At 46.5% G+C, this 25,054-nt stretch carries 15 protein-coding genes; 12 read left to right on the top strand and 3 right to left on the bottom strand.

Going from position 1 to position 25,054, the window contains the following annotated elements; all coding sequences use genetic code 11:
- Positions 1 to 37: 37 nt before the first annotated feature.
- The 3 genes from rlmC to KO531_RS02850 all read left to right on the top strand — a co-directional run bounded on the left by rlmC (position 38) and on the right by KO531_RS02850 (position 4,351).
- Entirely contained in the window at positions 38 to 1,210 is a 1,173-nt protein-coding gene (gene rlmC / locus KO531_RS02860; protein WP_219250337.1) for a 23S rRNA (uracil(747)-C(5))-methyltransferase RlmC, read from the top strand.
- Positions 1,211 to 1,410: 200 nt separating this feature from the next.
- Positions 1,411 to 2,559 carry a chromate efflux transporter gene (chrA, locus tag KO531_RS02855; protein WP_219250336.1) on the top strand — a complete coding sequence of 383 codons (1,149 nt, stop codon included), beginning with the start codon at positions 1,411 to 1,413 and terminating at the stop codon, positions 2,557 to 2,559.
- A 127-nt stretch (positions 2,560 to 2,686) separates the two neighbouring features.
- Positions 2,687 to 4,351, top strand: a complete 1,665-nt coding sequence (locus tag KO531_RS02850) for a methyl-accepting chemotaxis protein (protein ID WP_219250334.1) — start codon at positions 2,687 to 2,689, stop codon at positions 4,349 to 4,351.
- 120 nt (positions 4,352 to 4,471) lie between these two features.
- Here the strand turns inward: KO531_RS02850 and fdhF are convergent, their stop codons facing one another.
- Positions 4,472 to 8,737, bottom strand: a complete 4,266-nt coding sequence (gene fdhF, locus KO531_RS02845) for a formate dehydrogenase subunit alpha (RefSeq protein WP_219250333.1) — start codon at positions 8,735 to 8,737, stop codon at positions 4,472 to 4,474.
- Between the two features lie 548 nt (positions 8,738 to 9,285).
- Here fdhF and prfB point away from each other — a divergent pair.
- The 6 genes from prfB (at position 9,286) to KO531_RS02815 (ending at position 19,235) form a co-directional block, all read left to right on the top strand.
- Positions 9,286 to 10,384, top strand: a protein-coding gene (gene prfB, locus KO531_RS02840; RefSeq protein ID WP_168824900.1) for a peptide chain release factor 2 whose coding sequence is annotated in 2 segments (ribosomal slippage) — positions 9,286 to 9,360 and positions 9,362 to 10,384 — 1,098 coding nt in all. Because the reading frame shifts where the segments join, the coding sequence is not laid out codon by codon here.
- A 28-nt stretch (positions 10,385 to 10,412) separates the two neighbouring features.
- Positions 10,413 to 11,915: a lysine--tRNA ligase gene (gene lysS / locus KO531_RS02835; protein WP_006080389.1), complete on the top strand. Its 1,503-nt coding sequence runs from the start codon at positions 10,413 to 10,415 to the stop codon at positions 11,913 to 11,915.
- Between the two features lie 706 nt (positions 11,916 to 12,621).
- Entirely contained in the window at positions 12,622 to 14,094 is a 1,473-nt protein-coding gene (locus tag KO531_RS02830) for a carbon starvation CstA family protein (protein ID WP_105250058.1), read from the top strand.
- Positions 14,095 to 14,405: 311 nt separating this feature from the next.
- Positions 14,406 to 16,571, top strand: a complete 2,166-nt coding sequence (gene katG, locus KO531_RS02825; RefSeq protein ID WP_219250332.1) for a catalase/peroxidase HPI — start codon at positions 14,406 to 14,408, stop codon at positions 16,569 to 16,571.
- 170 nt (positions 16,572 to 16,741) lie between these two features.
- Complete coding sequence (locus tag KO531_RS02820; RefSeq protein ID WP_028761608.1) at positions 16,742 to 17,176, top strand: PaaI family thioesterase; 435 nt, start codon at positions 16,742 to 16,744, stop codon at positions 17,174 to 17,176.
- A gap of 370 nt (positions 17,177 to 17,546) precedes the next feature.
- Complete coding sequence (locus tag KO531_RS02815; protein ID WP_219250331.1) at positions 17,547 to 19,235, top strand: glucan biosynthesis protein D; 1,689 nt, start codon at positions 17,547 to 17,549, stop codon at positions 19,233 to 19,235.
- Between the two features lie 83 nt (positions 19,236 to 19,318).
- Here KO531_RS02815 and KO531_RS02810 read toward each other — a convergent pair whose 3' ends face one another.
- Positions 19,319 to 20,050, bottom strand: coding sequence for a type 1 glutamine amidotransferase (locus KO531_RS02810; RefSeq protein ID WP_219250330.1), 732 nt, complete (start codon positions 20,048 to 20,050; stop codon positions 19,319 to 19,321).
- Positions 20,051 to 20,134: 84 nt separating this feature from the next.
- Here KO531_RS02810 and KO531_RS02805 point away from each other — a divergent pair, with 84 nt between their 5' ends.
- The 3 genes from KO531_RS02805 to KO531_RS02795 all read left to right on the top strand — a co-directional run bounded on the left by KO531_RS02805 (position 20,135) and on the right by KO531_RS02795 (position 23,651).
- Positions 20,135 to 20,950 carry a helix-turn-helix transcriptional regulator gene (locus KO531_RS02805; RefSeq protein ID WP_173248684.1) on the top strand — a complete coding sequence of 272 codons (816 nt, stop codon included), beginning with the start codon at positions 20,135 to 20,137 and terminating at the stop codon, positions 20,948 to 20,950.
- Between the two features lie 248 nt (positions 20,951 to 21,198).
- Positions 21,199 to 22,668 (top strand): inorganic phosphate transporter, encoded by a 1,470-nt coding sequence (locus KO531_RS02800; RefSeq protein WP_219250437.1) that lies wholly within the window; start codon positions 21,199 to 21,201, stop codon positions 22,666 to 22,668.
- Positions 22,669 to 22,802: 134 nt separating this feature from the next.
- Positions 22,803 to 23,651, top strand: a complete 849-nt coding sequence (locus KO531_RS02795) for an isocitrate lyase/phosphoenolpyruvate mutase family protein (protein ID WP_219250329.1) — start codon at positions 22,803 to 22,805, stop codon at positions 23,649 to 23,651.
- Between the two features lie 386 nt (positions 23,652 to 24,037).
- On the opposite strand, the gene KO531_RS02790 is transcribed toward KO531_RS02795, so the two are convergent.
- Positions 24,038 to 24,991, bottom strand: coding sequence for a DUF72 domain-containing protein (locus KO531_RS02790; RefSeq protein WP_219250328.1), 954 nt, complete (start codon positions 24,989 to 24,991; stop codon positions 24,038 to 24,040).
- Positions 24,992 to 25,054: the final 63 nt, after the last annotated feature.

Genomic DNA, 25,054 nt, shown 5'->3' with positions numbered 1-25,054 from the left:
CAGTGTGGCGCTTTTTTACTGATATCTAGGATCTGCCGTGAATGCTGCTATTGTAAATACCGCCAAGCAATGTGGTTATTTTAACCAAGGTCAGTGCCTTTCTTGCCGGCATATACAACAGCCTATGGTGCAGCAAGTGGCGGCTAAGACTCAAATTTTACAGCAACTACTCGCGCCTTTTATCCCAGCTAATTTGCCCGATATTTTTCAGCCGCCGGTAATTGGCGAGGACAGCGGCTTTCGTAATAAAGCTAAAATGGTGGCCTTAGGCGCCGCCCATGCGCCTGTGTTGGGGATTGTGAGCCCAAGTGGCGAGGCGGTAGATCTTTGCGACTGCCTTTTATATCCATCTGATATGCAAGATTTATTACATCGCTTAGCACGCTTTGTGCAGCAGGCTGGACTTCCTCCTTATCGGGTAGATAGAGCCAAGGGTGAACTTAAATTTATTCTGCTGACCCGCAGCCAAGTGCGTGGTGAATATCTACTGCGGTTTGTACTGCGGTCCACCAATAGTATCGAACGTATCGAACGTGAATTACCTGCATTATTAGCTGAATATCCGCAAATAAAAGTGGTGTCAGTCAATATCCAACCGGTTCATATGGCAATACTTGAGGGGGATGAAGAGATTTTCTTAACTGAGAATACTAGGCTTGAAGAACGTTTTAATCATGTGCCTTTGTTCATTCGGCCTAAAAGCTTTTTCCAAACTAATCCACACGTTGCGGCTCAGTTATATCAAACGGCCCGTGAATGGGTTGCCGAGTTTTCACCTCATTCGTTATGGGATCTCTTCTGTGGTGTAGGCGGTTTCGGACTGCACTGCGCATCCAATGACATTACACTCACAGGGATTGAAATTGAAGCTGAAGCGATTGCCTGCGCGCAAATGTCAGCGCAGATGATGGGGCTCGAAAACGTGCAATTTATGGCGCTCGATTCCACCGACTTTGCTAAGGGTAAAAGCGCTGCCGATAAGCCGGATTTGATCATAGTTAATCCGCCGAGGCGCGGTATTGGCGAGGCGCTATGTCAGTCTTTAAGCGAGTTTGCCCCTAAGGCGATTCTCTATTCAAGCTGTAATCCCAAAACCTTAGCGAAAGATCTCGAACATATTCAAGGTTATCACTTAACCAAAGTGCAGCTATTTGATTTATTCCCCCACACGGATCACTTCGAAGTACTAGTCATGTTGGTGAAGGATTAATTTTTTAGCTCATCAATTTATCACTAAGCATTTGTGTTCACTCGCTTTACGACTCTTGAAGTCCGCTCAAACAATCATAAGGACTCTACCATGTAGAGTCTTTGCAATACTTTTATCTGCGCTGCTCGCGTGAAACTTCATCAAAGTGTCTTTTTAGTGGCATAATCTTCAGCACTTTATGCATTGATGGGCGGCGATTTATGCTACAGATTTTCCTACGCTTTTTTACCTTGGGCTTGATGAGTTTTGGCGGGCCTGCGGCGCACATTGGTTATTTTCGCCAGACCTTCGTAAATGAACTCGGTTGGCTCGATGATAAGCGTTACGCCAGTCTGGTTGCCTTAAGCCAATTTATGCCGGGGCCAGGGTCGAGCCAAGTGGGCTTTGCCATTGGTTATCAAAGAGGCGGGCTTGTTGGCGCGCTTGCTGCTTTTGCCGGTTTTACACTACCTTCCTTTATTTTGATGTACTTACTGGCGGTAACAACGTCGGCATGGCTCGCCAATCATTATGTTCAAGGGATGATTTATGGGCTTAAATTAATGGCCGTCGTTGTGGTTGCCGATGCCGTTCTCGCCATGTTTAAACAGTTCTGCCAACGCAAATCCGCACGTCTATTAATGTTAGTCAGTGCCGCGGCAATTTTGATTGCGCCATTTATGTGGACGCAAATCCTGCTGTTACTCGGCGCTGCGACTATCGGTATATATAAATTGAGTGCGATCCAAGATGACACAGTACCGCTTGCACCTATCAAATTGAATTATAAATATTTACTGCTCTTTTTCGTGTTGCTCATCGGCAGTTTTTTTATCGTGGATTTAGGATCTGAAGCTTGGATCTTCGGTGAGTTTTATCGTGTAGGGAGCTTAGTATTTGGTGGTGGTCATGTTGTACTACCTCTGCTAGAAACTGCGGTGGGTGATACCATAGGTGGCGATCGTTTTCTGACAGGTTATGCCTTTGCCCAAGCAGTGCCAGGACCTATGTTTACCTTTGCGACCTTTTTAGGCGCTGAAGTGATGTTAGATAATCCCTTCATGGGGGCTTGCATGGCAACCGCAGCCATTTTCTTACCTGGTTTTTTACTCATGCTGGTGGGGTTGAAGAGTTGGCATGCGATTGCCGCAAGACCAAAAATTGCTGGCGCGATAGCGGGCGTCAATGCCTGTGTTGTTGGCTTACTTGCCGCAGCACTTTATCAACCCGTGTTTTCTCAGGCGGTATTTTCAGGTAAAGATATGGCCTTGGTATTGCTCGGTTTTGGTGCATTAAAGTTATTTAAACCACCTATGCTACAACTGGTATTAGGCTTTAGTGTATGTGGTGTGCTGCTTAATATGCTTTGAACTGAGTCGTTATTAATCGAATGTTTATTGAGCAAGATTAAGATTTTGTTACTTTAAGCGCATAGAAATACAACAATCTTAGCTATACTCCGAAGATACAAGTTGTAATCCTTTGGAGCATTCAAGTATGTCTAAGTTGAGTTTGCGCAATAAATTATTATTGCTATCGCTGTTTCCTTTGATCCTCGCATTATTGGTGTTGATGTCGGTTTCTTATTATGTCGAGAAAAATGCGCTTGCCGATGAGGTGGTTACCTTTAGATCTAAGCTCGTCGGTGAACGTAAACAACAAATTAAAGAAGCTACCGAAATTGCCGCTGGTATAGTGAATTACCAATTATCGTTAAAAGAACAAGGGAATGTGAATCAAGCGCTAAGAGACATACGTTTTGGCAGTGCGGGTTATTTCTTCATGTATGACTCTCAAGGGAAAAATATTTTCCATGCCCTAATACCGAGTTTAGAAGGGCAAAATAAAATGGATATGACAGATCCTCGCGGCACTAAAATTATCGTCGGTCTGCTCGATGCCGCTAAACGTGGCGATGGTAGTTTTTCCTATTACTATCAAAAACCTAATACTAATGAACAGATTGAAAAAATCAGTTACGCCATGATGATCCCAGGTACTGACTGGATGTTAGGTACTGGGGCATATATCGATGATATTGAAGCTGTTGTTGAAGATTATCGTGAGACAGTGACTGAGCAAATGGCAGAAAAATCCTTCGCGATTTTGCTGATAGCGCTTTTCCTTACGGGTATTACTGGCTTTATCATTATGATTGCCGCCCACCGTATGGTCGTGCCAATCAAGAATATGGCCGATAACTTAAATGATATTGCTAAGGGCGAAGGGGATTTAACCAAACGACTCACCGTAAAAGGTGAAGACGAAATTGCCCAACTTGGGCGCTCCTTTAACCTCTTTGTCGATAAACTTCAGCATATTATCGGCGATGTCGCGACCGCGACGGCTAAAGTAAAAACGGCAGCCAATGCGATTCATGATCAAACTAAAGTCATGTCGAGCCAGTTGGTGAGTCATAACAATGAAACCGATCAGGTGGTGACTGCAATCACTGAGATGTCCTCCACTGCGAACGAAGTGGCTAAGAATACCACTCAAGTAGCCGAAGCGACTCACGCTGCTACTGGTGATGTGGCGAATGCCCAGCGCTGTGTTGATGCTTCGCTTGAGGAGATTGCGTCTTTAATGTCGCAAATCAACAATGCGGCAGGCAGTATAAAATCACTCAGCGAGCAATCACAGAAGATCAACAGCGTGCTTTCTGTCATTGGCGGTATTGCCGAGCAAACTAATCTATTGGCATTGAACGCCGCCATCGAAGCGGCCCGTGCTGGTGAACAGGGTCGTGGATTTGCTGTGGTCGCCGACGAGGTGCGTAATTTAGCCAGTCGAACTCAAGCCAGCACGTTAGAAATCAACGAGATGTTATCGGCACTGCATAAGCTAGTGACCCAAGCCGTGAAAGCCATGGAAGAGAGTCAGCAAAGCTGTGTACGTTCGGTGGATTCTTCTCGCACGATTTCCGATAGTTTAGGTTCAGTCACTTCAGCGGTAACGGCGATTAATGATATGAGTACCCAAATTGCGGCCGCGGCGACAGAGCAAAGCTCAGTAACCGAAGAAATTAACCGTAACGTGTATGCCATCCAAGAGATTGTAAACGAGCTGCTTCATTCCAGCGAAGATGCCGCTAGGATCAGTATGACAGTCTCGGAAGAAGGCATTAACTTGGGCAAGTTAGTGGGCCAGTTTAAGATTTAATTGCAGCAATCTTGATTAAAAACGGGAGACTTAAAGTCTCCCGTTTTTATTTGGCTTATTTACCTTTTTGAAGAGCACTTAATCCATCTACTTTAGTCAATCCAGCCTAGTCAGTTCATTCTAATCAATTTTCTCGGCAACCCGCTCAACCCTTACCGAGCAGACCTTATATTCTGGGATAAAAGCGACAGGATCGAGTGCATTGATGGTGAGTTTATTCGCCGCAGCTTCCACAAAGTGGAAGGGCAGGAATAGTACGCCAGCTTGGGCTCTTTTCGTCACAAAGGCGTCGATTTCAATTTCGCCGCGACGGGTAGTAAGTTTGATTTTATCGCCATTGCCTATGCCGAGTTGCTCGGCGTCATAGACTGAAATCATTACCTTAGGCGAGCCGAGTAAGTCGAGTCCAGCCGTTTTACGGGTTAAGGTGCCTGTGTGGAACTGTTCCAGTAAACGTCCGGTCGACAGAGTGAGCGGGTACTCACTGCAGGGCATTTCTGCGGGTAAGCGATAACTCACTGGCGTAAACTTACCTAAGCCGCGGGTGAATTGACCTTGGTGCATGATGGGCGTTCCCGGATGGGTTTCATCTGGGCAAGGCCATTGAATACCTTGGGGAATTTTACCGTCAACTCCAGTGCTTAATCGTTGCCAAGTAATGCCGCGATATTGTGGTGTCAGCTCATTGATTTCCTGCCAAATCGCTTCTTCATTAGGGTAATCCCAAGCGGCACCCATCGCATTGGCAATGGCTTGGACAATTTGCCAATCGGGCAGGGCTTCACCTGGCGGTAGCAGGGCTTGTTCGAGTCGCTGCACTCGTCGTTCAGTATTAGTGAAATGACCGCGTTTTTCGACAAAGGCTGCGGCGGGCAGAACCACATCGGCAAGCTCGGCGGTTTCGGTGAGGAAGATGTCCTGCACCACTAAAAAGTCGATTGCATTAAGCGCCCTAAGCACATGGGCTTGATCTGGGTCGCTTAATACGGGGTTTTCGCCCATCACATACAACGCCTTGATTTTCCCTTTGGAAATATCATGCATCATATGGGTGGCGGTTACGCCAATTTCTCCCGATAACGGCGTTTGCCAATGTGCCTCGAAACGCATTCTGGCGTGAATGTCGGTGACTTTTTGATAACCACTGAAGAAGTTAGGCAGTGCGCCCATGTCACAGGCACCTTGCACATTACTTTGTCCCCGCAGTGGATTAATCCCCGCTCCTTCAACCCCAATATTGCCGCACAGAAGTTGTAGATTAGATATGGCGGTAACATTGTCGTGTCCCGTCGTGTGCTGGGTAATGCCCATGGCATAGTAGACTGCGGTTTTGTCGGCAGTGCCTATGGTTTGGGCGATGCGGGCGATATCTTCGGCTTTAACACCTGTTATCAAGGCTGCGTTTTCTAGGCTGTAATCTACTTTTTTGAGTTCAGCATAGAGAGCATCCACGCCTTCGGTGCGCGCGGCAATGTAGCTTTTATCCTGCCAGTCGTTGCGGATAATTTCCGCCATAATCGCATTGAGTAGCATGACGTCAGTGCCGGGTCTGTGGGCGACATAAAGCTGTGCACTGTCGGCAATGGCGACACGTTTAGGATCGGCCACCATTAATCTTGCGCCATGCAAAGCCACGGCTTGCTTAATTTTCGAGGCGATGATCGGGTGAGCACTGCTGGTGTCTGAGCCTATGATAAAAATCACATCCGATGCTTGAATGCTCGGAATGTCATTGGTCATGGCGCCACTGCCGATACTTTGCTGTAGCCCAGTGACTGTAGATGAATGACACAGACGGGCACAATGGTCGATGTTATTGGTGCCGAGTATGCTTCTGACAAATTTTTGTAGGAGGAAGTTTTCTTCATTGGTGGCTTTTGCCGAGGCCAAGCTTGCCAGTGTATTGCTGCCATGTTGCTGTTTTATTTGCTGTAAATGTTTGGCCACATAGGCGATGGCTTCAGGCCAACTACTTGGCGTGAGCTGGCCATTTTTACGAATGAGTGGCGTGGTGAGGCGTTTTTCACTGTGAATAAAATCGAAACCAAATCGTCCTTTGACGCAGAGCATGCCTTGGTTTACTAGCGAGTCTGGATTGCCCTCGATATGACGGATCTGATTCGTGCTGGTATCGATTTTAAGGTCAAGCCGACAGCCTACGCCGCAATAGGTACAAATCGTTGAGGCGGTTTTGAGTGGCGTTTCATCGCCTTGGCGTTTATCCCGCGCATCGACGAGTGCACCCGTTGGGCAAACCTGCACACAGTTGCCGCATTGCACACATTTGCTGTCGGCCATGCTAGCGCTAAAGCCGACTCTCAGTGCTCGGCGCGTGGCGGTTTCACTTATGTCTTGCGGCAGCGCTTGATAGGAATCATGGGCAAATTGAATCGCACAATGGCCACTCTGCAACTGGCACACATCGACGCACTTACCGCAGCTAATACAACGATTTGCATCAAATTGAATGAACGGACTCGATTTATCGACCGAAAACTTACGCACGCTTTGAGTGCTGAGTGACTTAGGTTCGACATGGTAGTCGGTCGCATAGTCCCTTAATTTACAATCCGTATTGGCTTGGCAGGCGCATTCGAGGCAGCGCGCAGCTTCTTGCATGGCGGCATCGGGAGCAAAGCCTAGCTCGACTTCGCCGTAATTGAGTAAACGTTGCACCGCGTTCAATTCGGGCATGGTTAAACGGGCTTTACGTGCGACAGAGGGGTAGAGCTCGGTAGTTGGCAAGCCTTGTTTTATTGTGTTACCGACAGCTTTTGATGAATTAAATTCAGTGGCATGCAGCTCACAGCTTAGGCCTTGTTTGAGCAATTTATCTATGGCAATTGCGGCTTTATGGCCATCGCCTATCGCGGCGACTGCGGTAGCAGGGCCGCGGCGTGCATCCCCCACCACAAAGAGTTTTTCAACCCCGGACGACATGGTGTGCTCGCAGCCAATAAAGGTATTCCAGCGGCTGAGAGCGAGTTCACCATTGCTTAAGTGGCTCGCGGGATCTTGCATAAAACTCATGTCGGGAGTTTGTGATACTGCGGCTATCACAGTATCGAAATCTTGGGTAAAGATTTCACCGGTATCAACGGGAGCGCGTCTGCCAGAGGCATCGGCTTCGCCGAGTGCCATCTTAGCGAAGGTGACTGAATGGACTCTACCTTGCGCATCGCTATGGTTTTCAAGCGGATTGGTTAAAAAATGAAACTTCACCCCTTCGACTTCGGCCTCATGTACCTCGTAAGCTTCGGCGGGCATTTCTGCGCGGGTGCGACGGTAAATTAGGGTGACATCGCAACCTTCACGCACTGCTGTGCGGGCGCAATCAATAGCGGTATTGCCACCACCAATGACGGCGACTTTCTTACCTAAAACAAGAGTCTTTTCGAGACAATGATCTTTTAAGTAATCGACACCTAAGTAGCAACCCGCGAGTGTGCTGCCGGGATAATCCATAGGCACAGCTTTTTGGGCGCCAATGGCGAGACAGACGGCATCAAAATCTTCAACTAATTGATTTAAATGTATCTCGTGACCGAGACGTGTTTCTGTGTGTATGGTTAACCCGTTATGGCACAAGAGTTCGATTTCTTTATCGAGTATCGCCTTAGGTAAACGATACTCAGGAATACCATAACGTAGCCAACCACCCGCCTGTGGCATAGATTCGAATACCTCTACGCTATGGCCTTGGTTTGATAAGTAATATCCGGCACTTAACCCAGCTGGACCCGCACCGATAATGGCAACTTTTTTGCCTGTGTCGGTTTGGCGTGGCGGCACATAACTCATGCCCCCATTTTCACCATCAGCTAAATCGAGATCGGCGGCGTGACGTTTTAATTGACGTATGGCAATGGGCTCATCGACGAGTCCGCGGCGACATTGTGCTTCACAAAAAGCAGGGCAGACACGGCCAATGGAGAGTGGCAGTGGCAAAGTTTGTTTAATGACTTTAACGGCTTCAGTATGGTTGCCTTGGGCGATGTGATACAGGTAACTCTGCACATCCACGCCCGCAGGGCATGCTTGTTGGCAGGGGGCTTCGCAATCGGCAAAATGATCGCTCAAGATTTCAGTCAGCGCTTGTTTGCGTTTTTGACTTAAGAATTCAGACTGAGTTATGACTCGCATGCCGACGGTGGCGGACGTTTCACAGGCGCGTACGCAGCGCAAACTCGCGTCGGAATTCTCAATTTGGACGACACACAAATTGCATGCTTGCTTGTCTGCATGTTCGTGAATGCCTAATTGCTGCGAGGCTGCGCTGGGATCACATAAGCTGGGTATTGCTATGCCAGCAGCATGCGCCACTTGCAGTAGGTTATCGGTCGGATTAACCGACAACACTTGGTCATCAATTCGAAGTTCTATCATCCCATGGCCTTTTTATATGTAGGGTGCTTAGCTGCTATAGCGCGGGGCTGCAGGCTTAGGTTGTTTCGAGTATACCTAGACAGCTTTAGAAGACGCTTATGGGCGAGTGAAGTTTGCTGCAAAATTGCAGCTTGAATCACAAACCAGCCCAGACTGTGCGCTGGTGAATGTTTGTTCTAATTTAGTCGTGATGGGGTTGGCGTTATCAGGCCTTTTTATTTGTGTTTCCTTTGATATTATGGGGATTTTTTAGGCAGGAGAGCGCTTGTGTGTCAGCCATTGGCCTCGCGCATAGCACTATCTTGGCTAATTCTTGGCTAAATTTAAGTAAGATCACAGTCTTAACTCATTGCTTTTTGTTAGTCTCGGCGTTAGTGCTGTGGTCTTTTAGCTTGGAAAATAATCCTTGTTATCCCATTTAATGAACAGTGCACCCCTAGGTTTACCAGTCTGGTTAGGTTAAAATGCGCGGTTGCAAATACTGTTAATCACCGCCCCTTTTAGTGGAAGATCAATTAAAGCGGCCAAATAAAGAAAGTTGAAAACTCATGTTTGAAGTTAATCCAGTAAAATTCAAAATTAAGGAGCTTGCCGAGCGCACGGAGCTTCTTAGGGGGTATCTTTGACTACGATGCCAAAAATGAGCGTCTAGAAGAAGTTACCCGTGAGCTTGAAAGTTCAGAAGTGTGGAACGACCCAGAGCGCGCCCAAGCCTTAGGCAAAGAGCGCGCCAGCCTAGAAGCTGTGGTCAAAACCATAGACGATATGGACTCAGGTCTTGAAGATGTTGAAGGCTTACTCGAGTTGGCTATTGAAGAGGAAGACGAAGACACGTTCAACGAAACCAGTAAAGAGCTGGATTATCTCGAAAGCCGCCTTGCCGATCTCGAATTCCGCCGTATGTTCTCCGGCCCGCAAGATGCGTCAAACTGTTATTTAGACATTCAGTCTGGCAGTGGTGGTACCGAAGCCCAAGATTGGGCCAACATGGTGCTGCGTATGTACCTACGTTGGGGCGAAGCCCATGGCTTTAGCCCTGAGTTGATGGAAGTAACCGATGGTGACGTGGCCGGTATTAAAGGCGCGACCATTAAGTTTACTGGCGAATATGCGTTCGGTTGGTTACGCACTGAGACTGGCGTGCACCGTTTAGTACGTAAGTCGCCATTCGATTCATCGGGTCGTCGTCATACGTCATTCTGCTCTGTGTTCGTTTATCCAGAAATCGATGACGATATCACGATTGATATCAACCCATCGGATCTACGTATTGACACTTATCGCGCATCGGGCGCGGGTGGTCAGCACGTTAACAAAACGGAATCGGCGATTCGTATTACCCACTTACCGACGAATACTGTCGTGCAGTGCCAGAACGACCGTTCACAGCATAAAAATAAAGATGCTGCGATGAAGCAGCTGAAAGCAAAACTGTTTGAGTTAGAAATGCTCAAGCAAAATGCCGACAAACAGGCCGCAGAAGACGCTAAGTCTGATATCGGCTGGGGCAGTCAAATTCGCTCTTATGTATTAGACGATGCCCGCATTAAAGACTTACGCACAGGCGTTGAAACCCGCAATACTCAAGCGGTACTCGATGGCGATCTGGATAAGTTTATCGAAGCCAGTTTGAAATCTGGGCTGTAATTAATTCAAGGTATAGACGAGAAATAAGATGACTGAACAAGTAATTGATGAGAACAAACTGATCGCCGAGCGCCGTGCCAAGCTAGAAAGCATCCGCCCAAACTGTAGTGCTAATGCGCATCCAAATACCTTCCGTCGCACCCATAAAGCGGCTGAACTGCAAGCACAGTATGGTCAAAACACTAAAGAAGAACTCGAAGCCTTAGGTTTTAAGACCAGCATTGCTGGCCGCATCATGGCAAAACGTGGTCCTTTCTTAGTGATCCAAGACGTGTCTGGCCGTATTCAAGCTTACGCTGAAAAAAGCGTACAAGCTGATTTGAAAGAGCGTTTTCAAGGTCTGGATATCGGTGACATCATAGGTGTAACCGGTCAGCTGCATTTGTCTGGCAAAGGCGACTTATACGTCAACATGGAACAGTACGAGTTACTGACCAAGGCGCTGCGTCCATTGCCTGCGGATTATTATGGTCTAGCCGATCAAGAAATGCGCTACCGTCAACGTTACGTGGATCTGATCGTTAACGAAGATTCGCGCAATGCCTTTATCATGCGTTCTAAAGTGGTTTCTGCAATCCGTAACTTCATGATCAAAAAAGAGTTCATGGAAGTTGAAACCCCTATGATGCACGTGATCCCAGGTGGTGCTTCGGCCCGTCCTTTCATCACTCATCACAACGCCTTAGACATGCCAATGTACCTGCGTATCGCGCCAGAATTATATCTGAAGCGTCTAGTGGTAGGTGGTTTTGAGCGTGTGTTCGAAATCAACCGTAACTTCCGTAACGAAGGTCTGTCGCCACGTCATAACCCAGAATTCACTATGATGGAATTCTATATGGCTTATGCAGACTACAAAGATCTGATGGACCTTACCGAAGAAATGCTCAGCTCGATTGCTATCGAACTGCTTGGCAGTGCGCAAATGCCCTACGGTGAGCACACAGTCGATTTCGGTGGCCCATACGCACGTTTAAGCATGTTAGAAGCGATTCAGAAGTACAATCCTGATAACGCCACTATCCAAGCTATGACCTATGAGCAAGTGAAAGATGTTGAATTCATGCGCGATTTAGCGAAAAGCTTAGGCATGAAGATTGAGAAGTTCTGGACCTGTGGTCAGCTGCTTGAAGAAATCTTCGGTGAAACTGCTGAATGGCAATTGATGCAACCAACGTTCATCACTGGCTACCCAGCGGACATTTCACCATTGGCACGTCGTAATGATGACAACCATTTCATCACTGACCGTTTCGAATTCTTCATCGGTGGCCGCGAAGTGGCTAACGGCTTTAGCGAGCTGAACGATGCTGAAGATCAAGACAACCGCTTTAAAGCACAGGTTGACGCGAAAGATGCAGGTGACGATGAAGCTATGTTCTACGATGCAGACTATATCACTGCACTGGAACACGGTTTGCCACCAACGGCAGGTCAAGGTATTGGTATCGACCGTTTAGTGATGTTGTTCACTAACACTCATACTATCCGTGACGTGATCCTGTTCCCTGCTATGCGCCCACAGGCGTAATGCAGTCGAACAAGGTATTTCGTTGGTACATTTCGTTGGTACATTTTGTTGTATTAGTTTAGCCACTCGACTTTTAGTAAGTCGCAATAGCTTAAGTTTACAGTGATTGATTTAGGTATGACCTGAGCATCGCTACGATGAAATACCCCCTAAAAAACCAGCCATTTGGCTGGTTTTTTGTTTTCTAAAATAGCTAAAAATAATGAGTGATAAAGTCGAACTGTTAGTAACCTAAAAATGGGCTAGATGAGCATCATTAAGTGGCACGTTAGCTTTAGGTTGTGGCTATCGATCGTAGTGTAGATTGCGGGTTTAGCTTGTGAGTGTAGATAGTGTTTTTAACTTGGGGTTGTATATTGGGATGTCACGAAACACTCGTCTATGCTGCTAGCATCTCGCCGCCAGTCACATGCGATATTGTCTGTGTTCATTTCATTTTCGATAGCGATGGTTTGCAGGAATACCTAGGGCGAGGAGTTCAAGAAGAGGCAATTGAGAAACATCAAAATAGTTGGTTGTATTACTGAGTGCATAAATACTTCATAGGGATTATTTTTAAACGCGTTTGTTCATCTATACCCACTCGTACGGCTGTTTCAGATAATCAACCCGACATTAGTCTAATAGTGTGTTGCTTGACCTCAGTCACTAACTCAATGAAACTCTCCATTAAATCACCTCCTACTAAAGTATGGATAATTAAATAATGTTAATTTTCTTTATTTGTATCGCACTCTTAGTGCTTGCATACAAGTTCTATAGTCCCTTTGTTGAGCGGCAAGCGGGTATAGATCCTAAAGCGATTACACCACAGGCGAGATTCGAAGATGGCGTCGATTACGTTCCGGTTCATCCGGCTAAAGCGTTTTTGATCCAGTTCCTCAATGTCGCTGGTGTGGGGCCGATATTTGGCCCGATCCTCGGTGCACTTTACGGCCCAATAGCCTTAGTGTGGATTGTACTGGGGAATATTATTGGCGGCGCAGTACATGATTATTTTTCTGGCGTGCTCAGCATAAAAGAAGACGGTAAGAGTCTGCCAGAGATTGCGGGCCACTACTTTAATATTTACTTTAAAGGCGTGATGTTGCTGTTTACGGCTATGCTGCTGTTTTTTGTGGGCGTGGTCTTCATCATGAGCCCCGCAGGTTTACTGAGTAATCTCGATTATTTTAAAGACACCATCTTTGGCAATAATACCTTCTGGGTGTTAGTGATTTTAGTCTATTACTTTTTAGCGACTATGCTGCCGATTGATAAAATCATCACTAAATTATATCCCGCATTTGGTTTGTTGATGATAGTCATGACAGTTTCTATCGCCGTTGCTCTAATGATCAATGCGCCGCAGTTACCTGAAATGGGGGATGTGTTTGCCTATTTCGACCACAGCCATTACAACAATGAGTTACTCGAACCAAACCCTGATGGACTACCTGTTTGGCCACTGTTATTTGTGACTATTACCTGTGGTGCGATTAGCGGTTTCCATTCAACTCAAGCGCCTATCATGGCTCGTTGCTTGACGAATGAGAAGTATGTTCGCCCTGTGTATTATGGCGCTATGGTTGCTGAAGGTATCGTTGCTTGTGTATGGGCAACGGCGGGTATTGCAGCTTTCCCTGGCGGTTATGTTGAGCTTAAGAGTTTGCTCGACCAAGGTGGCCCAGGTTTAGTGGTTAATCAAGTGGCTACTACGTATTTAGGTGTTGCGGGCGGTATTATGGCGATTGTGGCCGTAGCTATCTTCCCTATCACCTCTGGTGATACCGCGTTCCGTTCGCTTCGACTGACGATTATCGACGCCTTCCATATTCCGCAAAGTATGCGTAATCGTTTATTGGTTGCTGTGCCTATTCTGACCATTGCGTACTTTATGACGAAGATCGATTTCTCTTTGATTTGGCGTTACTTTGCTTTCTCAAATATGCTGCTATCAACCAGTGTATTGTGGTTAGCGACTAAGTATTTGTTCGATCGTGGGACCTTCCATTGGATTGTTAGCTTACCAGCAATTGGCGGCACCAGCGTTACTGTGTCTTATATTATGACTGCGGGTATTGGCCTAGGTTTACCGCAACCTTTGAGCCAGCCAGTGGGTATCGCTGTCGGGGTTATCTGTTTAGTTGCTCTGATCATTGCGCACAATAGACGCAAACCTGTGGCAGAAGTTAAATAGTCAGTTATCCCATAGTTTTACCCAATAAAAAACAAGGGCTGCATTTTGCAGCCCTTGTTTTTTATGATTAGTATCATTCTACTATCCTTTAATGGCTTATTTTAGAAAGGGTAATTTTTGCTGAATATTTTTTAATGAGCGGATTCATCGCGTTTCATCTAGAGGTAAGGTAAGGTCGTTAGACTGGTTTTTATTTCTCTATTGAAACGATTAGTCTGTGGTAGAGAGCGTTAAGCAGTACAAACTTGCGGCAAAAGTCATTTAGATTTTATTTACTTGAATATTTTTTGCGAACAGAAGGAGAGCACGTTATGTCTGAGAACAAATGTCCTATGCACCATTCTGCTGGTGGCACCTCGAATCGAGATTGGTGGCCTAAACAGCTCCGGCTCGATATTCTGCACCAACACTCTTCCTTATCTAATCCTTTGGGTGATGACTTCAATTATGCTGAAGCCTTTAAATCCCTCAATTTAGCTGCTGTAAAGCAAGATCTCCTCGCATTAATGACGGATTCACAGGACTGGTGGCCTGCAGATTTTGGCCACTATGGGCCGCTATTTATTCGTATGGCATGGCACAGTGCCGGCACCTATCGTACCGGTGATGGACGTGGCGGAGCGGGGAGCGGTAATCAACGTTTTGCACCGTTAAACAGCTGGCCAGATAACGTAAACCTCGATAAAGCACGCCGGCTCCTTTGGCCGATTAAACAAAAATATGGCAATAAAATCTCTTGGGCCGATTTGATGATCCTCACGGGTAATGTCGCGCTGGAATCTATGGGATTCAAAACCTTAGGTTTCGCTGGTGGGCGAGTCGATATTTGGGAACCCGAAGCTGATATTTACTGGGGTGCGGAAAATAAATGGTTAGACGATAAGCGTTACTCGGGAGAGCGAGACCTTGAAGATCCCCTCGCCGCAGTCCAAATGGGGTTGATTTATGTTAACCCTGAGGGACCCAATGGCGACCCTGATCCTTTCGCTGCCGCCGTAGATATCCGCGAAACCTTTGCCCGCATGGCGATGAATGATGAAGAAACCGTAGCCTTGATTGCTGGGGGTCATACTTTTGGTAAAACCCATGGTGCAGGTGACGCAGCATTAGTCGGACCTGAGCCAGAAGCCGCAGGTATTGAGCAGCAAGGCCTAGGCTGGCAGAGTCGCTATAAAAGCGGTAAAGGTGGCGATACTATTTCCAGTGGCCTCGAAGTGACTTGGACCTCAACACCAACCCAATGGAGTAACAATTTTTTTGAAAATCTATTCGGATATGAATGGGAACTGACTAAGAGCCCTGCGGGTGCCCATCAGTGGATACCTAAAAATGGCGCGGGTAAAGGGGTGATCCCCGATGCGCATGATGCTTCAAAACGTCATGTGCCAACCATGTTGACCACCGACCTTGCACTGATCTTCGACCCTGATTACGAGAAAATATCACGTCGATTCTTTGAAAATCCTGATGAGTTTGCCGATGTATTTGCAAAAGCCTGGTACAAGCTGACACACAGAGATATGGGGCCATGCACACGCTATTTGGGTCCTGAAGTGCCTGCAGAAACGTTTCTTTGGCAAGACCCAATTCCAGCGGTTGATCATCCTCTGGTTAATGAGCAGGATGTTACTGATCTTAAACTGAAGATTATCGGTTCTGGATTAACGATTTCAGAAGTCGTTGCCACTGCTTGGGCCTCGGCGTCGACCTATCGCGGTTCTGATATGCGCGGTGGTGCGAACGGTGCGCGAATTCGACTCGCGCCGCAAAAAGATTGGCCAGTGAATCAGCCTGAGCAACTCGCTAAGGTGCTCAAAGTGCTTGAGAGTATTCAGTCTGAGTTCAATCAAGGAGGTAAGACAATCTCCCTTGCTGACTTGATTGTGCTGGCAGGCTGTGTCGGTATTGATCAAGCGGCTAGAAATGCGGGGGTTGAAGTGACGATTCCATTTACGCCAGGTCGTATGGATGCCACGCAAGCACAAACTGATGTGGAATCTTTTGCGGTACTTGAACCTGTCGCAGATGGCTTTAGAAATTATCATCCCACTCCGTTTTCTGTTTCGGCGGAGGAGTTATTGGTCGATAGGGCACAATTGCTGACCTTAACTGCGCCGGAAATGACAGTGCTTATTGGCGGTCTGCGGGTGTTAGATACGAACTCTGATCAGTCAAAAACGGGTGTCTTGACTGCGCGTCCTGAGTTTTTGACCAATGACTTTTTTGTTAACTTGCTCGATATGGGGACGACGTGGAAACCCACTTCTAAAGCGGAGGATATGTTTGTGGGTGTTGATCGCGTCAGTGGTCAGCAAAAGTGGACTGCAAGTCGTGTTGATTTGATCTTTGGCTCTAATTCGCAGCTGCGTGCACTCGCAGAAGTGTACGCGAGCAGTGATGCACAGCTGCGATTTGTCGATGATTTTATCGACGCTTGGACTAAGGTGATGAACTTAGACAGGTTTGATCTGCGCTGAGCTTTTATTTATTAGTCTTTTTAGTGGTATATGGACCCAATTTAGACGCCGCTGGAGTTAATGCAGACTGAGCGTTTAAGTGGATTTTCAGTTAAATGATCGCCTAATCCAAAGTGGTTAAGCGGTCATTTTTATTCATGTGCTTTGACGCTCATCAATTTAGGTGGAATATGAATATTCAGCAAATGTCGGGTTTAGCCATTTTACAGGCAATGGCAAGGGGTGAATTACCTGCACCTTCTATCTCTCTCACTATGCCAATGTCGCTGGTTCAAGCCGACGAAGGAACGGTGACATTCCATGCGACTGCCGATGATAAGCACCTCAACCCATTGGGCGGTGTTCATGGTGGTTTTGCCGCGACTGTACTGGATTCGGTTACTGGTTGCGCCGTGCATACATTGCTTGAAGCGGGTGTCGGTTACGGCACTATCGATTTGAATATTAAAATGATTCGACCTGTGCCTAAACATCAAGTGTTAGTGGCTGAGGGCAAGGTGATCAATTTATCTAAGTCTTTAGGCATTTCGGAAGGTACGCTAAAAACGCAGGATGGAAAACTGCTCGCCACCGCTACGGCGACTTGTATGATTTTAAGGCCATAAACCGATTTTGCGGGCTAGCGATATTATCTCTTCGAGTTAACACGCTGAGCAGATAATTAACCTATGCCGAAGGTGCACTTTATCTTCGGGTATTAAGTCAACGGCCTTCTTGCTGGCAGTGAGGTTTTTATGGGCGTAAATTCAGTTAATAACGGAATTTTTTAATCATATTTTCATAAATAGGCCTCAAGATTGAAAATAGCTAGCATGCCATATTCCATTCGACAGAAAGTATGCTAGATTCTGGCGAATTGTTGCTGATCGCTGTATTGTTACCTCTGTCATCAACAGTTCTCCACAGGGCCATCGCTGCAATTGAGTCAGATTTGCAGGGAAGTGTCAGGAAGTTACACCAATTCAGAGTCTGCTTATGCAACCCAATTTATTTCCCGAACAAAGAAACGTTTATCAAGAATCGAGGGTGACACTACCCTCGATTGAAGCCCAATCTTCCTCTCGTCGCGGCCGTTTGCAGCGTATGGTTGGCGGCATATTGTTAACCTGTAGCGTATTGCTGAGTCTTTCAGCATGTGCGGCAGGTAAGCAGGCGTCACCACAAGAAGGTGAAGAGTTTAGTTACGCTTGGCTTAAGGGTTATGCCCGTACTATGGCGGCACAACCCTATGAGAGTCATAAAGGCGAATTACCTAAAAGCCTTCAGGGCATGAGTTGGGATGATTACCAACAATTCCACTTCAAGAAGAAAGCCGCACTATGGCGTGATCAAGATTCGGAGTTTCGTGCCGAACTGTTCCATCTTGGGCTGTTTTTCGATACCCCTATTCATATTTATGAGCTAAATGAGGGGAAGGCTAAGTTAATCGAATATTCACCTTCAATGTTCGATTACGGCAAGTCAAAGGTCAAAGGTAGTCAGTTGCCTAAGGATCTTGGTTTTGCTGGTTTCCGTATGCAATTTAATACCGATTGGCAGCGTGACATTGTTGCCTTCCTTGGCGCTAGTTATTTCCGCGCCGTGGGTCAAGAAATGCAGTATGGTTTGTCGGCTCGTGGCTTAGCGGTTGATACTGCACTGCCAAAACCCGAAGAGTTTCCAATGTTCACCAATTTCTGGTTAGAAAAACCTAAACCAGGATCGAATATCACCACTGTGTATGCCTTGTTAGATTCTCCGAGTGTCACGGGGGCTTATCGTTTTGATATCGAACCGGGTGAACGTTTAAAAATGAAGGTGGATGTGGCTGTTTATCCACGTAAAGCGATTGAACGTTTAGGCGTTGCGCCACTGACCAGTATGTTTATGGTGGGTGAGAACGATCGCCGTACCGGTTATGACTGGCGTCCAGAAATCCATGATACCGATGGTTTAGCCATGCACACGGGGAATGGTGAATGGATTTGGCGTCCGCTAGGTAACCCTGAAAACCTGCGATTCAATGCCTATAGCGATGAAAATCCAAAAGGTTTTGGCTTACTGCAACGTGATCGTAACTTCGATCATTATCAGGACGACGGCGTGTTTTATGATAAACGCCCAAGCCTATGGATTGAACCAACCAGCAGTTGGGGTAAAGGTTCAGTGCAGTTGGTTGAAATTCCAACACTGGATGAAACCTTTGATAACATAGTGGCTTTCTGGAATCCTGCTGAGCCGATTGTTCCTGGTCAAGAGCTGCTATACAGCTACAACATGTACTGGGGTGGCATTCCACCGGTTCAATCACCCCGTGCTCGGGTTGTCGATACCTTCACCGGGATTGGCGGCGTAGTTGGCCAGAAACGCAAATACTACAGTAAGCGTTTTGTGGTGGATTTCGCGGGCGGAACTTTACCTATGATAGGTAAAGACACTCAAGTTAAAGCCGTGATCACAGCATCTGAAGGTAAAGTGGAAATTGAATCAGCCCGTCCTTTAGCCTCGATTAATGGTTACCGCGCTATGTTTGACGTAGTGCCCCCAGGAGACGGTACTGAGCCGATTAACCTGAGAGTCTATTTGGAGGTCGATGGTCAGCCATTGTCTGAGACTTGGATGTATCAGTGGAATCCGCCTGCAAAGGATGATCGTGAATTGCACAATGCAGGTCATCTGCAATAAGCGATTTGTGAGTCATTAATCTAAAACGCCAGCTAACTTAGCTGGCGTTTTTGTTTTGGCTTAGCCCGCAGAATCCTGCAGCTTCAGGTTGTTTGGGTATATACGGCTTGATAGGTTAGGACTAGATTATCTAAAAAATGCCCCAGCAACTGATTCATTCGAGTCGTTGGTTGTCCAAGAATGAACTCAGGGCTTTGAATATATGGTATTTTCGGTGTGCTAGAAAAAGCATTTTCTTGAGCAATTAATGGCGCTAATTGGCTACTGATAAATTCAAGATGGCATTGAAATCCAAAAACTAAATGTGTGTAACGTACAATTTGCCGCGGGCAAGCTTCACTTGTGGCGAGCACTTCGCAATCGGGAGTGAGGCCTGGCATATCGTTATGCCAGTGGCCAACCACTTCAGTTGTCGAAAATGTCGTAAGGTTAACATCACTTTTTCCTGCCGCAGTCAGTTCAATGGGGAAGTAACCAATCTCGGTATGCGGGCTCTTTTGATAACGGGCACCTAATGCCTCTCCGATTAACTGTGCCCCAAGACAAACCCCCACAACGGCTTTATTTTTTTGGATAGCTTGTCTGATAAACCTTTGTTCTGCTTGGCTATCAAAATATGGACAATCGTTTTGGCATGTCGCGGGAGATTGAGGGCCACCGAGGATAATTAATAGATCAAAACCATCACTATTGTCGGGTAAAGCTTCATCTAGATAGATTCTGCTAAAGTTCATACTGTAGTTTTTGCTTGCAGCCCAATCGCTAAAATAGCCTGGACTTTCATAGCTTTCATGGATAATGCAATGAATGCGCATCGAGTTTTCCTGTGTCTTTTATGGGATAACGCTATGCTACAATCCTTTTTATTTGGCTGAATAACGTTATATGGACAAGTAATGATGCTAAGTCGCCAACTCGATTCGATTAACGCCATTATTGAGCAAGCGCCTAATATGCCTTCTTTTGTCAAAACGATTGAGATGCAGAAGGGTTATGTGGATGTTTTACACCAGCACTGTTGGCATCAGCTTATTTTTCCGCTTCAAGGCCTGTTACAGACAGAGGCAAATGAGGCACTTTTTTTGGTCCCCCATACCACAGCGCTTTTTGTGCCTGCAGGTGTCATGCATGAGTCTGTTGCGATTACAGATACCTGCTTTATTGGTGTCTATTTGAATCCTATGTATGGTCGAGATTATGGTGCCATGGTTAAGCCCGTCGCTATGAGTGCTTTTATAAGGGAGTTAGTGTTAACGCTCCGAAAACAATGTGCTTTTAATACCCCAACGAATGTTGATCCAATGGTTCAGGCGCCAATACTGCGTTTGCTTGAGGTGTTATATGATCAAATTAATAGTGCGGAAGGACAGACTTTCAAGTTACTGATACCGCAAGATAGGCGCCTAAAATTGATTTTTGAGCATTTAACCCAAACGCCAGCTTTAGATTTCTCTTTAGTGAAATGGGGTGAGATGGTTGGGGCATCGGAACGAACATTGTCGAGGCTATTTGTGAGGGAGTTTGGTTCTTCATTCGTATTATGGCGTCAACATTTACGGCTGATCTATTCGCTGTCGTTATTGGCCACTGACCTATCAATACAAAATGTGGCCCACCAAATTGGTTATCAAAATGATTCATCCTATATCAAAGCCTTCAAGGAGCGTTTTGGGATGACGCCACAGCGATTTCGGTTAGGCGATCATGGGATATAACCCTGTTACGGCGTATGGTTATGAACACTATTTTTAGTTGGCTTATTTAATATTGAATCAATATATTGCACCTTTTCGCGGCACAAATATTCATTTGGCCGAATAAAATCAAGCCAGTGTTAATTGCAAGCATGCTACTGAGTTATTGGGGGCTAATTCACTTTTTGACAATCTAAACAATTTTTCACTGTAAAAGACCCCAAACTTGGGCGTAATCTGTGGGCGTTCTCGCCATGGGTAAGTATTTTATGTTTGAAATGTTCACAACGTTAGGCTTTGCGTGGTCGGTGGGTTTAGTCCTTGCCGTACTTTTTGTACTGGCATACGAATTTATTAATGGCTTCCACGACACGGCAAATGCGGTGGCGACGGTGATCTATACCAAGGCAATGCCGGCAAATTTGGCGGTCGTTACCTCCGCACTATTTAATTTTGCGGGTGTGCTGTTAGGGGGGTTAGGGGTGGCCTATGCGATAGTGCATTTATTACCCGTAGACTCCTTGCTCGGTATGGACTCAATCCAAGGCTTGTTGATGGTGTTTTCCCTGCTATTTTCGGCAATTATCTGGAACTTAGGTACTTGGTATTTTGGTATTCCGGCATCGAGTTCCCATACCTTGATTGGTTCGATAATGGGCGTGGGTGGCGCGTTCGCTTGGATAAATCATCAGCCTATCCTACAGGGCATTAATGTCTCTAAAGCAACGCAGATCATGCTGTCCTTGATTATTTCGCCGACCTTAGGGTTTGTGATGGCAGGGATTTTTTTGCTCATCATGAAATACGTTTGGCAGAAACATAAAATTCACCGTACCCCAGATGAGCAGATGCAGATTAATGGTAAAAAACACCCTCCATTTTGGGCAAGGGCGAGTTTAATTATCTCTGCTATGGGGGTGAGTTTCGCCCATGGTTCTAACGATGGACAGAAGGGGATAGGTTTAGTGATGCTAGTGCTGATTTGTATGGCACCGGCTTATTTTGCCTTGGACATGGGCAGTCAACCCTATGATTTAGAAAGAACTCAAGATGCTAATCGTCGCATTATGGCGATTTATGACCGTAACCAAGCCGTTATCGCGGATGTTATCGACTTTAAAGCCTTAGTCAACGTTCCCGAATATATGCTGGCCCATTGCTCATCTGCCAATGTATTACCGGCGATGTCGTTGCTTGACCGTCGCTTAGCAAAAGTCTCAACTTACAAAGATATGGATGTAGAAGAGCGACGCGAGGTGCGACGTTTATTGTTGTGCATCGATGATACTGCTCGCCAAGTGGCTAAATTGGATCTTCCTGCTAAGGATTTGAGTTCATTGGCTAAATGGCGAAAAGATCTCACTAGAACTACTGAGTATGCGCCCATTTGGGTGATTATTGCCATTGCTACTGCGCTGGGTTGCGGCACGTTGGTGGGGTGGCGGCGGATTGTATATACCGTGGGGGAAAAAATTGGTTCATCGTGTATGACTTACAGCCAAGGTATTGCTGCGCAGGTCACCGCTGCCGTCTCTATTGGGATTGCCAGTATGACAGGGATGCCGGTATCGACGACTCATATTTTGTCTTCCGCTGTTGCGGGTACTATGGTGGCTAATCGTTCAGGGCTTCAGATCCAAACCATTAAGCAAATCATGCTCGCTTGGCTGCTGACACTACCTATTACTATGTTGCTCTCCGCGAGTGTGTTTATCCTCGCCAATGCACTTTGGGGTTAGCCAAGAATACTCAAGTTGAATGCTCACATAGCCAAGCCTTGAGGGCTTGGCTTTTCGGTTCAGTGCCGTTTCCCGCGATAATTACCTAAGCCATCTTGTTAGAGTTGAGCCTTCAACACCAACAAGGACATAAGATGGCTGAGCAATCTAGAATATTTTTCAAAGCACTACATCAACAATCAGAGCCGCTGATATTAACTAACGCTTGGGATGCCGCCAGTGCGGCCATCATCCAAGCATCGGGCGCCCGTGCGATTGCGACCAGTAGCGCGGCATTGGCTTGGTCGCTCGGTTATCCCGATGGCCAAGCGTTACCTAAAGTGGCTTTATTGGACGTAGTGAACAATATCCTACGGCTGAGCCGAGTGCCCGTGACGATAGATATTGAATCTGGTTATAGCCAAGATCCCTATGAGGTTGCTGCTTTTGTTGCGCAGCTCGCTGAGCTTGGCGTAGCAGGAATTAATATTGAGGATGGCAGTGCAAGTGTTGCTGAGATGGTGGCAAAAATTAAAGCTATTCGCGCCCATCCTCGTTGCCAAGGATTATTTATTAATGCGCGAACTGATGTGTATTTACTGGGTTTAGCCAGTGGTGAGGCCGCTGTTGTTATGACTATCGATAGGTTAACTCAATATCAGGCTGCGGGTGCGGATGGCGGTTTTATCCCTGGCGCGAATCAGGTCGAGACCGCTAAGCGCTTGTTTGCCGCTGTGGATATGCCACTGAATTTTATGCTATTGAATGAGCAGATGGATATCGGCGAGTTATTTGCCGCAGGTGTGCAGCGTTTTTCTACTGGCCCAGCTTCATTTTTACAGGCCTATAGCACTTTGCTTAATCCAATTTTGTTAAATTCAATTAAGGCAAAACCGTTTCAGCGAGAGTCAAATGATGCGGTTATTGCCGTTGATAAGGATTCAATACCTAAAGCCATTTCCCTTGGTTTTGAGCAAATGAATAACTTATTTATCCCGAGTTAAAGCTGTTTTTCATCTATACCCAAGCTACCTGAATATACGAGTTTCAGAGCGCCCAGGGTGCTTCAATTCAAGGCGCATTAATGACAGAATGTCGGCCACCTTTTGAATTGATGCAACACGGAAGTGGAGTGCCCTGGGCGCTCCGTCCCGGCGGGTTTTAACGCACTTTATGCTGCGTTGGTTATTTTTAACTTAGCCCGCTAGGCCTGCAAATAACCGCAATCGCCATGGATGGCGTGAATGCCATTTATGCAGGAGCAATAAATGGCCTTGCCTAAAGTGCGTTAAATTCCCGCTGAATCCTGCATCTTCAGGTTGTTTGGGTATATACCCACGGCGAGTTTGCCGTGGGTTTCTTCTTACGTCCATTTTACTTAGCGACCTTTTTACCAAGAAAGTCCCATCTGCGTGCTTGTCTCCTCAGGTTTCTTATCAAGTAGTCTTAGCTCGGTGAGGTGAATGTGCGCTGCAATTTGGCTGCGCAATTTTTGATAGAGACGGATGGCTAGTTCAGGCGCGGCTTCATTGTCGGGAGTATGGATAAACAGATAGGGTTCTCGACCTTCTGCGAGCCACTGCGGGAGTTGGGTGAGCCAATTATCAAAAAAGGTATCGTTATCCTTAGGTAAAACAGCAACGCCTTGCTGTGCGAGTTGTGCGATGGCATCGTCTGGTTGGCCGATAAAGCGCACCACTGGATTATTGGCGGTGGCAATTGCATGCACTGGCACTCGAGGTTTTTTCTTGTGAGCGTCGATAATCGCGACATTGCAGGGCGGCAGTGCAAACAAGGGCCTGCTGTCCATGATGATGCGATTCACTTTTTTATCGATGAGTAATCGATTAAGCGCACGCTCGGCATCTCCCTTAGCAAAAAACGCAGCATGCCTGACTTCGACGCCATAGGTTAACCCTTGGGGGATTTGATCTAGAAATTGCGCTAACGCAGGCAAGCTTTCTGGGCCGAAATGGGCGGGCAGTTGAATTTTCCAGATCCCTGTTTTATCGATTAATGGTGCCATTATCTGGAAAAAATCTTTCAATTCTTGGCCGCAGTGTTGCAATAATTTTTGGTGAGTGATGGTTTGCGGTAGTTTGAAGGTAAAACGAAAGCTATCGGGCGTGGCACTGTGCCAATTCATTACCGTTTGCTGTGCAGGCGTTGCGTAGAAGCTGGTGTTCCCTTCGACAGTATTGAATATTGTCGCGTAACGGGCGAGTCGCTCTGCTTGTTTAGTTCCGTGACCATGCACACTTTCTTGCCAATTAGAGTGCGACCACATGGCAAGCCCAAGGCGAAAATGGTTGGGTTGATGTAACGGAGAGCACAATCGGTCCAAAAATAAATTCCTTTAATGCGATTTGCGCGTACCAAAGCAGCGCCCTGATGTTGACCAACATTT

Source organism: Shewanella sp. NKUCC06_TVS (genome assembly GCF_019345515.1).
GTDB classification, from domain to species: domain Bacteria; phylum Pseudomonadota; class Gammaproteobacteria; order Enterobacterales; family Shewanellaceae; genus Shewanella; species Shewanella oncorhynchi.
Note: the sequence above shows the minus strand (reverse complement) of the source record. Positions and strands in the feature narration are given on the sequence as shown.